The sequence below is a fragment of the Chryseobacterium sp. DZ-32 genome (assembly GCF_059587025.1).
In genome coordinates this window covers 49,604-64,537 of record NZ_JCAIOM010000019.1, presented here as the reverse complement: position 1 = coordinate 64,537, position 14,934 = coordinate 49,604, and the positions used below count along the sequence as shown (strand labels likewise).

Below are 14,934 nucleotides of genomic sequence, written 5' to 3'. Positions count from 1 at the left end.
TATAAAGGTGGAAATAAAAAAATTACAGCAGCTGTCCTTCAATCCCTGCTCAGGATGGGGACATAACGGATATACAACAGACATACGATATGTAGTTTCATCTATTGAATTCGGAGGTTCTTTTGAGTTTATTATAAAGGAAAAGTTTTTGCCTTATACCAAAATCTGGGAAACGACTTCCGAAGACCTTGAAGAAATGAATACAATCATTGAACAGGGAAATTCCTTTGGTGCTTTTGTCAATGAAGAGCTGGCAGGATGGATCATCTGTGAACACAGAACATGGAACAACAGTTTTTACATAGAAAACATTCTGGTTGACGAAAAACACAGACGGCAGGGAATCGGCATCATGCTGATTAAAAATGCCATTAAAGAAGCCAGGAGATTAAATTGCAGGGTTATTGAACTGGAAACACAAAATACCAATTATCCTGCGATACAATTTTACAGAAGAATGGGATTTAATATTACCGGGCTCAACACAAGGTTGTACGAAAATACAGAGGAGATTGCCCTTTTCATGACTTTGGATATAGAGTAATTTTATCCTACTCATTAAAACACTTGCTGGTGTGTTAAAATTTTTATACATTAGTAATCAACAAATTAAAAATAATTACTATGAAAAACCTTAAAAAACTAAAGAGAAATCAGCTGGTGCTGATCAGTGGTGGTGACACTCCCTATGCTTTATGTGATCTGGATGGCAACTGCCCTCCGACAATAGGTTCCTACTATTGCAGTGATGGTACCTGTTACAGAGTTTCGGGTGGTGGCGGTAATCCCGGATGTAATGAGCCAATGCGTCTGTGCCAGGAATGGGAAACAGGATGTGGATGTGTTTATATGTAAATGCATTTTGTTAGATAAAATTTTGGAAGGGCGGTGTTTACCGCTCTTTTTTTGCAATCAGCCATAGCATTCATTAACTTGCATCTCTTAATAATACATCAAAGAATATCATTATGAAGACATTAATCTGGAAAGGAATCTATTATCAGTCCCTTGAATATTTCAATCTATTATCCAATGATAAAAATTACACTATTGAATCAAAAATCATCGGTTGTATTGAAGATAAAATATACAATGTAGAGTATAAAATCCATACTGATAAAAACTGGATCGTTCAGGATTTTCTGATCGAATCCGAGATCAATACAATTAAAAAAACTTTTTCGGGAAAAAGAAATCAAAGCCAATGGGAAATTAATGGTGTTGTAAATCCTGAGTTTGATCATTTCAATTTCATAGACATTTCTCTTACTCCGTTTACCAATACTCTACCGATCAACAATTTAAAGCTTTCAGAGAGTGGTTCTCAAAAGATTAATATTATATATATTGACGTGTTAAAACATCATATCAGACCTGTTCAACAAGATTATACCCGGACAGCTGTTAATAAATACCTGTATGAAAATATCGAAACCAATTTTAAAGCTGAAATTTCGGTTGACGAAAGTGGATTAGTCACCAGCTACCCTGAATTGTTTGAAAAGATTGCAGAATTTTAATACCATAAAAGACCTCCATAATCGTTAATAGATCAAGCTGCTGCCCTTGCATTTCAAGGCAAATAATACTCAGGAACAATCTGATAAAGTAAGAGAACTTAAAGATAATGCTCTTTTTAAATGTATTGCATTTGTACAATATAATCAAAGAATTAAGATGTGACAGAGCCAAAGGAAGATAGTTTGGTATTTTAGTAATAAATACCCTTATACAGTTGTTATAATAATATGAAAACAATTGCTATCCTACTCTTTTTTCTCACTTCCTTGACTGTCATTTCAGCTCAGAATAAACCGTCAGAAGGCATCTTTGAGACCTCAGATCACGTAAAGATCAAATATAAAGTCTCCGGAAAAGGAGAAGTTTGTATTTATATTCCAGGTGGCCCCGGACAGGGATATCCATCTTTTGAGCTGATGGGTGGAAATAATCTGGAAAAAAACTTACAGATGATCTATATGGACCAGCGGGGTTCCGGTGAATCCGGTACATCGGAAAATTATCATCTCGATACAATGATTCAGGATATAGAAGAACTGAGACAGCATCTGAAATTGAAAAAAGTATTTTTACTGGCTCATTCTTTTGGTGGAATCATTGCTGTCGGTTATGCAAAAAAATATCCAGAGTATACCAAAGGCCTCATTCTTGCGAACGTTACCCTTCATTTTCTGAATGATGAATCTGTCAAAGAACAGATTGAATATGGAAACAGCCTTTTACAGATAAAAAACAGAGTGATTCCTAAAGACAGTCTTTCTTCAGAGCTTTCAAAAGTCAGCAGCGCTTTAAGAAAGAAAAGAATCGGATATAAATTCCTGACCGAGGATATTGAAACCATAAAAGAGTCGGATAAAATAGATTCTCTTCATCCCCGCATCATCGACTTTGGAATGGCAGTGATCTCAAAACCCAAAGAATTCCCTGAATATTATGCCGATTATGCACCCATCACCAGGGACATTCGTGTTCCGGTACTTATCATTACCGGAAAAAATGATAAAGCAGTCGGAACTCAGCATTATAAAACCTTCCGGTTTCCCAATCAAAAAGTAGTTTCTATTGATGGCGGACATCTTTTGTACTATGAGAAAAATAAAGAATTTGTGAAGTCTGTTACTCATTTCGTAAAAACAACGAAGTAATAGCAGTTGTTTATTTTTATGAAAAGTTTTCGGCGCAGCCTCCGGCCGGCCGAAAACTTTCCCTACGCTGGCGCGAGCGTCTCACTCGTGTCCCCACAATAATCTATTTTTAAAAATTTAATTTCTAAAAATAATAATGTGTGTTTTTATTACTTTTAGATTATGAGTAGAAAACACAAATTTCATGAAAAAGAAGGAGCATATTTTATAAGCTTTGCTACGGTATTTTGGATTGATATTTTTACAAGAATTGAATATTTCGATATCATTATTGAAGCATTAAATTATTGTAGAAAGAATAAAGGAATGACTATTTTCGGATATTGTATCATGCCCAGTCATATACATTTAATTTTCAGATCAGAAAAAGGTCAACCTTCAGAATTAATAAGAGATTTTAAGGGTTTTACTGCTAAAAAGTTGCTTAAGGCCATAGAAGAAAATAATCAGGAAAGCAGAAAAGAATGGTTATTGTGGATGTTCAAAAAAGCAGGAGGCCAAAATTCTAATATAAAAAAATATCAGTTTTGGCAGCAGAATAATAATCCAATAGAAATATGGACGTTGAAAGTATTTGAGCAAAAACTAAATTACGTTCATCAAACCCCTGTGAAGGCGGGCTTTGTTATGGAGCCTTGGGAGTGGAAATACAGTAGTGCCAGAAATTATTCTGATGATTATGATGAGATTCTTGAAATAGATGTTAATTTATGATTGTGGACACGAGCGGGACGCTCGCGCCAGCAAAAGGGAAAACTTCCTCCATTCAAATATTTAAGCAAACCCCGGCTGTTTCTTTGAAACAGCCGGGGTTTATTATTTTAATTCGTGCTTAAAGCAGGTACTTATTAAAATTTAAGATCTCCATTCACTTCTCTTACTGCATTAGCAGCTTCAGCGAATTTCAATTGCTCTTCAGCAGTCAAAGTTACGTTTACAATTGATTCTACTCCGTTTGCTCCGATAATAGCAGGAACACCAAGACAGATATCGTTTTGTCCGTATTCTCCTTCAAGCATTAAAGAACAAGGAATCATTTTCTTCTGGTCACATGCAATCGCCTGAACCATTACAGAAACAGCAGCACCTGGAGCATACCAAGCTGAAGTTCCTAATAATTTGGTAAGCGTAGCTCCTCCTACTTTAGTTTCTTCGATCACATATTTTTGTTGCTCATCACTTAAGAACTCAGTTACAGGAACCCCGTTTCTTGTTGCTTTGCTCAATAATGGAAGCATACCTGTATCACTGTGAGCAGCGATTACCATTCCGTCAACATCAGAAATCGGAGCTTCTAAAGCTTCAGCCAATCTGTATTTGAATCTTGCAGAGTCTAATGCACCACCCATTCCGATGATTTTGTGCTTAGGAAGACCTGAAGTTTTGTGAACAAGGTAAGCCATAGTATCCATTGGGTTAGAAACCACGATGATGATTACTTCCGGAGAGTGTTTTACTAAGTTTTCAGTAACTTCTTTCACGATACCAGCATTGATACCGATCAATTCTTCTCTTGTCATTCCAGGCTTTCTAGGAATTCCTGAAGTGATTACTGCTACATGAGAACCTGCAGTTTTGCTGTAATCTCCTGTTGTACCCGTAATTTTTGTATCAAATCCGTTAAGAGATGCTGTCTGCATCAAATCCATTGCTTTCCCTTCAGCAAACCCCTCTTTAATGTCTACCAAAACTACTTCTGAACAGAAGTTCTTCATTGCGATGTATTCTGCACAGCTTGCTCCTACAGCGCCTGCACCTACTACAGTTACTTTCATATTGTTACTTTTTTAAATTATTTTTTTGTTAGTTAAATTTTAATTTGAAACTCCCCAAATTTAACAATTCCTGAAAAATTGCGCAATTTTTCAGGAATTTAATTAGAATTAAAATAATTAGTTGACATTCAGTAAAAACGAATACAGTTTTTTTGCACCGGAAAGCACTTCATTGTAGCTTTCTTCTGCCACCTCAGTATCCAGAACTTCTTTAAAATTTTTCCACATCGGGCCTGTATTTTCCTGATAACATCCGAAAAAATTGAAAGTAACGTCGTCAAAACCTTCCGTTTTAGAAAGCTGTTTAGCAATAACATTTCCTCCCAACGTAGACCCTTCAATCACATACATCGCTCCAAGCGCTTCATGTTCATTATCGAAATCCAGGGGAAGAGAAACTTCCTGATTTTTCAGGGAAAGGCTTTTCAGGTCTTTTTCAATAAGGCAAAGCTTTTTTCTTTCCTCAAGCTGAAGTTTTTCTGCATACTTGTCTGAAAGACTGCTGAATATTTTATCTTCGCTGTGAAGAAGCATCAGGTAATTGGTATGGATGATTTTTTTATAATCCTCTAAAGTGAAGGTTTTGTTGAAAATCTTCTCAGAATTAAAAAGTTTTTCTGCTGCATCGTGATACTCTGCTGTATTCTGTTTAAGATATTCTGATACCATAAATAGCGTTTTAAAAGTTTCTCAAATGTAAGGCTTTTTGAACGTTAAAATAAATGAAGTCCCCTCATTATTACTCTCAAAATCAACATTTCCTCCAAGTCTTTGCATAATGCGGTGCACAATAGATAGTCCCACTCCGTTTCCTTTGAATTTTTTGGCATTATCCATCCTGTTAAAGATTTTAAACATTTTATGTTTTTCCTCCACAGGAATACCAATACCGTTGTCTGAGATCCTGTAAATAATGGTTTGCCCGTCTTCTGTCCCTTCAATTTCTACTTTTGGAAGATCTTTATGGGAAGAATATTTCACAGCATTGTTGATGATGTTCAGAAACACCTGATGAAGCATTGTCTTATCAGCCAGTACATCCGGACACTCTTTGATGATAATCTCACTGTTGGCACTTCCGTAGGTCATCTTGGCATTTTCAGATATCTTCTCAATAGTATGCGTTGTTTTCAGACTTTCAAGCTGAATTTCGCTGTGCTTGGCACGGCTCAGCTGCAGGACGTCATGCATCATTTCAGCCATATTATCAATTTCTTCAATAATTGCATTGATCTTGGCTTTACTTTTTTCAGAATTATCAGCAAGATTTCCCAGAAGCATTTGTGCATTCAGTTTCATCACGGTGAGAGGTGTTCCCAGGTCATGAGAAATAGTGTAGGAAAAACTGTCAAGTTCCTCATTTACTTTTTTAAGCTCATCATTAAGCCTTTTAATCGCATTGTAATTTTTATGGGAAGTTTCTAAGATCAGATCCCTTACAGCCTGTACTGCACTTACATTTCTGGAATTCCATCTTTTTGAATGCCCTTTGATATTTTCTGTAAAAATGCGGAATGAAGTTCTGGGAGATATCATTTGTCTTTCCTCTCCGTTCTGAGAAAACACACTTACTTTCTTCTCCGGATTTCCGGCCCAGTTGATATGTTCATCAAACTCTTTTCTGAACCAGATCAGCATTTCATTTTTATCCCTTTCAATAAAATAGATGGCAATTCCTGCTGCATTTTCAGTCAGTTCAAGTTCTTTGCCATAATCTTTAAGGAAGTTTCGGCTCACATAAATACGTTCATTGGTATTACTAAGAGCCCATGCTGCAACTCGTCCAATATTTTCATGATCAGGAGTACTTCCGTCTGTTATTATATTTTCATCAGAAACAATGGCAAGACCATCAGCTTCCGGTAAGTTTCTGATTTCTTTTTTACATTCAATAAGAGAATTAAAGAGATTGTTATGCTTTAAAAATTCCGTTTTCAGCTGAGACATTCTCTCATTGAGTTCCAACCGGTAATTCAGTTCGTTTTTTGATTTAAAAGAAGAATAGGCATTCGCTGCCAGAGCCGTAAAAATTCCGGCCTGTACTCTATCTTCAAGATCAATATGTTTAGCTTCAACATTCTGGCAGGTTACCAGGCCCCAGAGATGATCATCAATAATAATGGAAACACTGAAGCTGGACGCCACTCCCGAATTTTTCAGATACTGTGCATGAATCGGTGACATTCCCCTGGATGCGGAGTAAGTAAGATCAATATTTTCAGGGCTTCTGCTTAAAATAGGAACCGTATCCGCATATACATTGCTGAAGATTCTTTTTCTTTTTTTCAGATAAAGATCGCGGGCCTGTTTCGGAATATCAGACTCCGGGTAATGAAGCCCCAGAAAGCTTTCCATATTTTCGTTTTTCTTTTCTGCGATTACTTTTCCGGAACCGTCCATCATGAATTTATAGACCATCATACGATCATAATTCACCACCTTTGAAAGAGTTTCCAGAAGATGGTTCCAGAGTTCCTTTTCATTATCGATGATGTAAAAGTTATCATATTTATTGGAAATTCGTTTATTGGGATTAATGATAACCTCTTCGAACTCCAGAAAAATATAAAGTTCACTTCTGAAAACAGAGAAATGATATTCTGTACCATTAATAAAAATCTTATCGAAATAAGTTTCATTCTTACGTCTGGTAAACTTATCCAGTGAAGTATAGATTTCTGAATCATTAATGCCCTGAAAACTTTCCGGAAAGTCAGTAATCTTTCTTCCGAACAGCTCCTCTGAGCGCTCAATTTTAAATAGATCCGAAATATTCCTGCTAAAAAAAGTAATGGTACGGAACTCTGCGTCAATGCCAATCAAATAGCCAAAACTTTGTATAGAACCCGGAATATGGATAGGCTCTTCATGGCATTCTATAAAACTCATATATCTTTTCAGTCTGTTAATCAAATATAACGATTTTTCTGAACAGCTTTCTATTTTGTGGTATCTAATTTTAAAACGCACAATACCAACACTTTACAACACAAAACAGTGAAAATACAGAAGAAAAAAAACATTAAAACATTCTTTATTTTTTCATCCCTTTTATATCATATCATTAAAATATACAAAAAAAAATTAAACTATCCAATTATCATTCTTTAACCATGATTCATAACATAAATTACATATTATTAATCCAAATGATTACTTTATTTAAACAAATTTTGCTAAATTTATATCACTAAATAATGAATATGATTAAAATACATTGAATTATTCACAACAAATTCAATATAAAATTTAAATTCAAATAATACTATTATGAAAAAGTTCCCATTAATTTTATTTTCTCTGATCCTTTCTATAGGATTATGGAATCCTTCTGAAGCATGTACAAGAGTAGTGTACAAAGGTCCCCAGAATACCGTTATTACAGCCCGTTCCATGGACTGGCGTGACGAAATCCCTGTCAATCTCTGGGTTCTCCCAAAAGGGATAGAACGAAATGGACTGGTAGGCTCTAAATCTGTGAAATGGACCGCCAAATATGGAAGCCTTGTAAGCTCTTCATGGGATATTGCTTCAGCTGACGGCATGAACGAAAAAGGGCTGGTTGCCAACCTGCTTTGGCTGGGAGAATCTCAATATCCTAAATTTGATGGAAAAGGTAGTAAAAAAGGTATTGCCATTTCATTATGGGCCCAATATTATCTTGATAACTTTGCCACAGTAAAAGAAGCCGTAGAATTTTCACGCAAAGAGCCTTTCGTAATTGTTAGTGATTATATTCCGGGAACTGAAAGATTTACAACCGTCCATCTTTCCATTTCGGATGCTTCAGGAGACAATGCAGTATTTGAATATATTGACGGAAAGCTTGTCATTCATCATGACCCGTCTTACACGGTAATGACCAATTCTCCTATTTTTGAGGAGCAGCTTGCCCTTAACAATTACTGGAAAGGTATTCCGGGGACCGTTATGCTTCCGGGAACCAACCGGGCAGCAGACCGCTTCGTAAGAGCTTCTTACTATATCAACGCGATTCCTCAGACTGCAGATACCCGCACAGCAGTAGCCAGTGTTTTCAGCGTAATCAGAAACTGCTCTGTTCCTTACGGGATCACTTCTGCCACAGAGCCTAATATTTCTTCTACAAGATGGCGTTCTGTTTCTGATCAGAAAAACCTTGTGTATTATTTTGAAACAGTCTTTACTCCAAACACTTTTTGGGTAGATCTTAAAGAATTTGATTTAAGTCCAAAAGGTAAAGTAATGAAACTGGATCTTAGTAATTACCGCACCTACAACGGAAAATCCAATGCAGAATTTAAAGAATCTGCTCCGTTCACATTCTTAGGATTAAAATAGATATTTCACCACAAACTACTTATGCTTAAGTAAATCTGGTCCCTGCAGATGAAGACCTAAGTATTCCGCACTATGAGTGAATGTATGATCATTCAAAATGCATCAGATACATGTGGTAAAATAAAATTCACAATTAAAAAAACAAAATAGATATGGCCTTTTTTTCGATTAAAAAGAAAAGCCTGATTCTGTGTATGCTGGCCTGTGGGTTATCTGCTTATGCACAAAATCAGGATTCTCTTAAGACCACCTCTGCTCTACAGGAAAAAAATGATGTTAAATATCCGCAGTTGCAGATCAAAGGTCTTTTTCAGGCACGTTACCTTGTTGGGATGAGTAAAGATGTAGACGTAAACGGACTTCATCACACCGATGGTTCCGGAACTGACAATAATTTCATGCTCAAATACATGAGGGTTCAGGTTCGCGCGCAGATCAGTAAACGTACTGAAGTTGTAGTTTTGGCCAACCTTGCCGATTTTAAAAATGATCCCAAAAGCAGAGTTCTTGAAAATGCTTATCTGAAGTATACTTTCAATCCCAAATTAGCGATTACTGTAGGACAGTTCAGACCCTGGTTCGGTATTGAAGAGACTTACCCTATTGATATTATTAAATCTTTAGACTGGTCTAACCAGTATACGGAATTCGGAAAGCTGGGCTGGACAAGTTTCCAGATCGGAATGTCTGCTACAGGACAGCTTCAGCTGGGAGAAATTCCTTTCCAATATGCGGTTTCAGTGGTGAACGGAAACGGAAAAAACCAGGTTAATGATAATGACAACGGAAAACAGTATTCTACCCGCCTTGTTTTCGGATTATCAAAAAAATACAATTTCAATGTAGGTCTGAATGGCGGTATCGGGGAAGTTTTCAGCAAAAAAGTATATGCGCTGGGCGTAGATCTGAGCTCACTGATTCAGTTTGATCCAAAATGGAGCCTTGATATGCAGCTGGAAGCTAAGCAGGCTACCAACCATGTTCTGTACAATTCTATTGCTCCTGAAATTCGTCCTGAAAACCCAGATCAATATCTGATCCGTGGTGCCTATTTTCTTCCGAATCTAAGATATGAGATCAATCACAAAAATCTCAGCGCCTTCGAACTATCCTGCCGTTACGAATATCTTGATACCAACTTCAGAATGGCTTCCAACCCAAGACAAACGATTACCCCGATGTTCGGATTGGAATTCCTGAAAAATTATGGAGCAAGAATTCAACTGGGAGTACAGTTTGACCGCTACAAACATCAGGTAGAAAACACATCACAATACAACAATAATCTATTCATTGTACAGGTACAGAGTAGGTTTTAACGATTAAATAGTTAGTATCATGAAAGAAATTAATATTAAAAACGTAGCGATCACATTTGTTGTTGCGTTGATCATATGGTTCATTCCTGCTCCGGAAGGTGTTGCAGAGAATGCCTGGCATCTGTTTGCCATCTTTGCGGCAACCATTTTAGGAATCATTCTTAAGGCGGCTCCAATGGGAACTATGTGTATGATGGCCATTGGATTTACAGCCCTTACGCAGGTAGTTGCTCCGGGAGATGCAGGGAAATCTATTACCAAAGCGCTTTCCGGTTTTGGAGATAAAGTAATCTGGCTGATCGGGATTTCATTCTTTATTGCCAGAGGATTTATCAAAACAGGACTTGGAAACCGTATCGCCTTTTTATTCATCAGAGTTTTTGGGAAAAGCTCACTGGGATTGGCTTACGGGTTAGGACTTGCCGATGTTTGTCTTGCTCCTGCTATTCCTAGTAACACTGCAAGAGGTGGTGGGATTATTTATCCTATCATGAAATCTATGGCGATAAGTTTTGATTCCGTTCCTGAAAAACCGGAAACTCATAGAAAATTAGGTTCATTTTTAACATTGAACAGCTACTACATGAACCTCATAGCATCTTCCATGTTCCTTACCGGGACAGCCAGTAACCCGATGTGTCAGAAATTTGCAGCCAACCTTGGTATTGATATTACATGGATGTCATGGGCTGCAGCTGGTTTTATTCCTGGTGCCGTAGCATTCTTTGTCGTTCCCTTGGTATTGTACAAATTATATCCGCCTGAATTGAAAAAAACGGGTGATGCTCCTAAAATGGCAGCTCAGAAATTAAAAGAAATGGGGCCTATCTCAAGAAATGAATGGCTGATGCTGCTGGCATTCTTCATTCTGTTAGCCCTTTGGATATTTGGAGGAGCACTTTCTATTGATGCTACTACTACAGCCTTTATCGGATTAACATTATTACTACTAACCTCAGTATTAACCTGGGAAGATGTAAAAGGTGAAAAAGGAGCTTGGGATACGATCGTTTGGTTCGCCGTACTGGTGATGATGGCAAGTTCTTTAAATGAATTAGGTTTCATTGGATGGTTCAGTAATCTTATCAAAGTACAGATTGGAGGTTTGAGCTGGCAGGTAGCTTTCCCGGTTATTATTGTAGTATATTTCTTCAGTCACTATATTTTTGCCAGTGCTACTGCTCACGTAGCGGCTATGTATGCTGCCTTGCTGGGTGTGGGTGTTTCTTTAGGAATCCCACCAATGTTACTCGCAATGATGCTTGGTTTCATGGGTTCAATTTACGGGGTACTTACTCATTACGGCCACGGTCCTGCACCGGTATTCTTCGGAAGCGGATATGTCGACCTGAAAGCCTGGTGGCTCAGAGGTCTTGAAATTGGAATCGTTCTATTGATCATTTATATGGTTGTAGGAGGATTGTGGATGAAAGTCTTAGGATATTATTAACCAATACATCAAAAATATGTTATCAACACTGTCAAGAAAAATGCTGATGTGCCTTACAGGACTCTTTCTGGGATTCTTCCTGTTGATTCATTTCCTAGGAAATCTTCAGCTTTTTCTTCCACAAGAACAAGCGCACCTGCAGTTTAATGCTTATTCGCATTTTTTATCAGGAAATATCATTATCAAAATAGTCTCTTATGTTTTATATGCCAGTATTATTCTGCATGCAGTAGACGGACTGATGATTACTTTAAAAAATAAAAAATCAGGAGGCGGTTATCAAACGGACAGACGTGGAAGAGCTAGCAAATGGGCTTCCAGAAATATGGGAATCCTGGGAACATTAATTCTGATTTTCCTGGTGATCCATTTCCAGAACTTCTGGTATATCTATAAATTCGGAAATCCTCCTTTGGATGAAAACGGAAATAAAGACCTCTACATTCTGGTAGTGAATGTCTTTAAAGAATGGTGGTACGTTATCATTTATGTTGTATCAATGATCGCTTTGTGCTATCACCTGATTCATGGAATACACAGCGCTGTAAGAACCCTGGGATTATATCATCCTAAGTTTGTACAATGGTTCAAAACGATCGGGATTGCGTATTCAATCATTATCTGTGTAGGTTTTGCATTGATGCCTGTGTATGTATTCTTCACTTATCATTAAAAGGAACGATCATGATTTTAGATTCAAAAATACCACAAGGCCCATTGGAACATAAATGGGAAAATTATAAAAAGAAAGCAAAACTCGTAAACCCTGCCAACCGTAAAAAACTGGATGTGATTGTTGTAGGAACAGGATTGGCGGGAAGTTCAATCGCAGCTTCTTTAGGGGAAATGGGATATAATGTCAAATCATTCTGTTTTCAGGACAGCCCGAGAAGAGCACACTCTGTGGCAGCACAGGGAGGTGTGAATGCCGCCAAAAACTATAAAAATGATGGTGACAGTGTCTACAGAATGTTTGTAGATACCTTAAAAGGAGGAGACTTCAGAGCCCGTGAAGCCAATGTCTACAGAATGGCAGAATGTTCTTTGAACCTCATCGACCAGGCTGTTGCACAAGGTGTACCTTTCGGGCGGGAATATGGCGGATATCTGAACAACCGATCCTTCGGAGGAGTTCAGGTAAGCCGTACTTTCTATGCGCGAGGACAAACGGGGCAGCAGCTTCTTCTGGGAGCTTATCAGGCTTTAATGCGACAGGTTGGAAAAGGTTCCGTGCAATTATTTTCAAGACATGAAATGCTGGATCTGGTTACTGTTGATGGGAAAGCCAGAGGAATTATCGTAAGGAATTTAGACACAGGAGATATTGAAAGACATGCAGCACACGCTGTAATATTGGCAACCGGAGGTTACGGAAAAATTTATTATCTGTCTACCCTTGCCATGGGATGTAATGGCTCTGCCATCTGGAGAGCCCATAAAAAAGGAGCTTTAATGGCTTCCCCAAGCTGGATTCAGGTACACCCTACTTCACTTCCACAATCCGGAGATTATCAGTCTAAACTGACCTTAATGTCTGAATCATTACGTAATGACGGCCGAATCTGGGTACCATTAAAGGAAGGTGAAACCAGACCTCCCAATGACATTCCTGAAAATGAAAGGGATTATTATCTTGAAAGAAGATATCCGGCTTTCGGAAACCTTGCTCCAAGAGATATTTCTTCCCGTGCAGCCAAGGAAAGAATTGATGCCGGTTTCGGAATCGGGCCTTTGAAAAACGCCGTTTATCTTGATTTTTCAAAAGCAATACAGGAACAGGGAAAAGATAAGATCAAAGAAAAATATGGAAATTTATTCGATATGTATCTGAAAATAACAGGATATGATGCGTATAAAGAACCCATGATGATCTCTCCTTCTGCCCACTTTTCAATGGGTGGACTTTGGGTAGATTATGAACTGATGACTACTGTTCCCGGACTGTTTGCGTTGGGTGAAGCTAATTTTGCCGATCACGGAGCCAACAGATTAGGAGCCAACTCTCTTTTACAGGCGTCTGTAGACGGATATTTCATTGCGCCTTACACGATTGCCAATTATCTGGCAGATGAAATTCACACCGGAAAAATTTCACCGGATACTCCTGAATTTGAACAGGCTGAAAAGGCCGTTAAAGATCAGATCAACGATTTTATCAATATTAAAGGAACCAAAACCGTTGATTACTTCCACAAAACTTTAGGAAAGCTCCTCTATGATTATTGCGGACTGGCAAGAAATGAAGAAGGGTTGAAATACGCCATTCAGGAAATCAAAAAACTGAAACAGGAATTCTACAAAGACGTAAGAGTTTCCGGACAGGGAGATAAAATGAATACCGAACTGGAAAAAGCAGGCCGCGTAGCCGATTATTTCGAAATCGGAGAACTGATGTGCTATGATGCATTAACCCGTAATGAATCCTGCGGTGCTCACTTCAGAGAAGAATTTCAGACCCCGGACGGGGAAGCCATGAGAAATGATGCGGAATACCAATTTATTTCTGCCTGGGCCTGGAAAGGTGAAAATGGTGAACCTGAATTGATTAAGGAACCTTTAATCTTTGAAGAAATTCAGCCAACGGTAAGAAGTTACAAATAAAAACAGAAAATTATGGATTTACATCTTAAGATATGGAGACAGAAAGACAGAAAAAGTGAAGGAAAACTGGTAGGTTACGACCTGAAAGGATTGAATCCACACATGTCTTTCTTAGAAATGCTGGACACTTTAAATGAAAAACTGATTATTGAGGGTGATGAACCTGTTGAGTTTGATCATGACTGTCGTGAAGGGATCTGCGGACAATGTGGAATGATGATTAATGGTATTGCCCATGGTCCTTTGAAAAATACAACCACCTGCCAACTTCATTTAAGATCCTTTAAAGATGGGGAAACGATTCTGATAGAGCCATTCAGAGCTGAAGCATTTCCGGTGAAGAAAGATTTAAAAGTAGACCGTTCTGCTTTTGACAGAATTATATCTTCAGGAGGTTTTGTATCTGTGAATACAGGCCAGGCTCCTGATGCCACAGCAATTCCGGTGACTCACCAGACGGCTGAGGAAGCTTTTGATTCTGCTGCGTGTATCGGATGTGGAGCGTGTGTTGCCACTTGTAAAAATGGAAGTGCAGCTTTATTTACCTCTGCAAAAATCACTCATATGGCGCTTCTTCCTCAAGGGAAAGAAGAACGAAGCAAAAGAGTACTGGATATGGTAGCCCAAATGGATACGGAATTATTCGGGCACTGCTCCAATACAGAAGCCTGTGAAGTAGAATGTCCTCAGGGAATTTCTGTCCTGAATATTGCCAGAATGAATTTTGAATACAACAGAGCTTTGTTTTTCAGAAAGAAAAATTAATCTGAGAAAACAAAGATGATCATAAGTAAAGGACGAAT

At 38.0% G+C, this 14,934-nt stretch carries 14 protein-coding genes; 11 read left to right on the top strand and 3 right to left on the bottom strand.

What is annotated here, in order from left to right:
• Positions 1-7 precede the first annotated feature (7 nt).
• From AC59HC_RS18910 to AC59HC_RS18890, 5 genes are all read left to right on the top strand, one after another.
• Entirely contained in the window at positions 8-544 is a 537-nt protein-coding gene (locus tag AC59HC_RS18910; RefSeq protein ID WP_496559153.1) for a GNAT family N-acetyltransferase, read from the top strand.
• Between the two features lie 80 nt (positions 545-624).
• Positions 625-855: a hypothetical protein gene (locus tag AC59HC_RS18905; RefSeq protein WP_343642025.1), complete on the top strand. Its 231-nt coding sequence runs from the start codon at positions 625-627 to the stop codon at positions 853-855.
• Positions 856-968: 113 nt separating this feature from the next.
• On the top strand, positions 969-1,520 hold the full coding sequence (locus AC59HC_RS18900) for a putative glycolipid-binding domain-containing protein (protein WP_202838844.1): 552 nt from the start codon (positions 969-971) through the stop codon (positions 1,518-1,520).
• A 228-nt stretch (positions 1,521-1,748) separates the two neighbouring features.
• Positions 1,749-2,666, top strand: coding sequence for an alpha/beta fold hydrolase (locus AC59HC_RS18895; protein ID WP_496559152.1), 918 nt, complete (start codon positions 1,749-1,751; stop codon positions 2,664-2,666).
• Between the two features lie 162 nt (positions 2,667-2,828).
• Positions 2,829-3,380, top strand: a complete 552-nt coding sequence (locus AC59HC_RS18890) for an REP-associated tyrosine transposase (protein WP_202838842.1) — start codon at positions 2,829-2,831, stop codon at positions 3,378-3,380.
• A gap of 134 nt (positions 3,381-3,514) precedes the next feature.
• On the opposite strand, the gene AC59HC_RS18885 is transcribed toward AC59HC_RS18890, so the two are convergent.
• The 3 genes from AC59HC_RS18885 to AC59HC_RS18875 all read right to left on the bottom strand — a co-directional run bounded on the left by AC59HC_RS18885 (position 3,515) and on the right by AC59HC_RS18875 (position 7,330).
• Positions 3,515-4,441 carry a malate dehydrogenase gene (locus tag AC59HC_RS18885; protein WP_034699354.1) on the bottom strand — a complete coding sequence of 309 codons (927 nt, stop codon included), beginning with the start codon at positions 4,439-4,441 and terminating at the stop codon, positions 3,515-3,517.
• Positions 4,442-4,558: 117 nt separating this feature from the next.
• Positions 4,559-5,110, bottom strand: coding sequence for a biliverdin-producing heme oxygenase (locus AC59HC_RS18880; protein WP_496559151.1), 552 nt, complete (start codon positions 5,108-5,110; stop codon positions 4,559-4,561).
• Between the two features lie 21 nt (positions 5,111-5,131).
• Positions 5,132-7,330: an ATP-binding protein gene (locus AC59HC_RS18875; RefSeq protein ID WP_496559150.1), complete on the bottom strand. Its 2,199-nt coding sequence runs from the start codon at positions 7,328-7,330 to the stop codon at positions 5,132-5,134.
• 381 nt (positions 7,331-7,711) lie between these two features.
• On the opposite strand from AC59HC_RS18875, the gene AC59HC_RS18870 reads away from it, so the two are divergent.
• The 6 genes from AC59HC_RS18870 to AC59HC_RS18845 all read left to right on the top strand — a co-directional run bounded on the left by AC59HC_RS18870 (position 7,712) and on the right by AC59HC_RS18845 (position 14,896).
• Complete coding sequence (locus AC59HC_RS18870) at positions 7,712-8,761, top strand: linear amide C-N hydrolase (RefSeq protein ID WP_110011339.1); 1,050 nt, start codon at positions 7,712-7,714, stop codon at positions 8,759-8,761.
• 152 nt (positions 8,762-8,913) lie between these two features.
• Positions 8,914-10,080 (top strand): porin, encoded by a 1,167-nt coding sequence (locus AC59HC_RS18865; RefSeq protein ID WP_202838840.1) that lies wholly within the window; start codon positions 8,914-8,916, stop codon positions 10,078-10,080.
• Between the two features lie 19 nt (positions 10,081-10,099).
• Entirely contained in the window at positions 10,100-11,530 is a 1,431-nt protein-coding gene (locus AC59HC_RS18860) for an anion permease (RefSeq protein WP_109712097.1), read from the top strand.
• A 16-nt stretch (positions 11,531-11,546) separates the two neighbouring features.
• A complete protein-coding gene (locus AC59HC_RS18855; protein ID WP_062674167.1) occupies positions 11,547-12,203 on the top strand; it encodes a succinate dehydrogenase cytochrome b subunit in 657 nt (218 codons plus the stop codon).
• An 11-nt stretch (positions 12,204-12,214) separates the two neighbouring features.
• The gene (locus tag AC59HC_RS18850; RefSeq protein ID WP_496559149.1) at positions 12,215-14,131 is read left to right on the top strand and encodes a fumarate reductase/succinate dehydrogenase flavoprotein subunit; all 1,917 of its coding nucleotides are present in this window, start codon (positions 12,215-12,217) and stop codon (positions 14,129-14,131) included.
• Between the two features lie 12 nt (positions 14,132-14,143).
• Positions 14,144-14,896 (top strand): succinate dehydrogenase/fumarate reductase iron-sulfur subunit, encoded by a 753-nt coding sequence (locus tag AC59HC_RS18845; RefSeq protein WP_202838838.1) that lies wholly within the window; start codon positions 14,144-14,146, stop codon positions 14,894-14,896.
• Positions 14,897-14,934 lie beyond the last annotated feature (38 nt).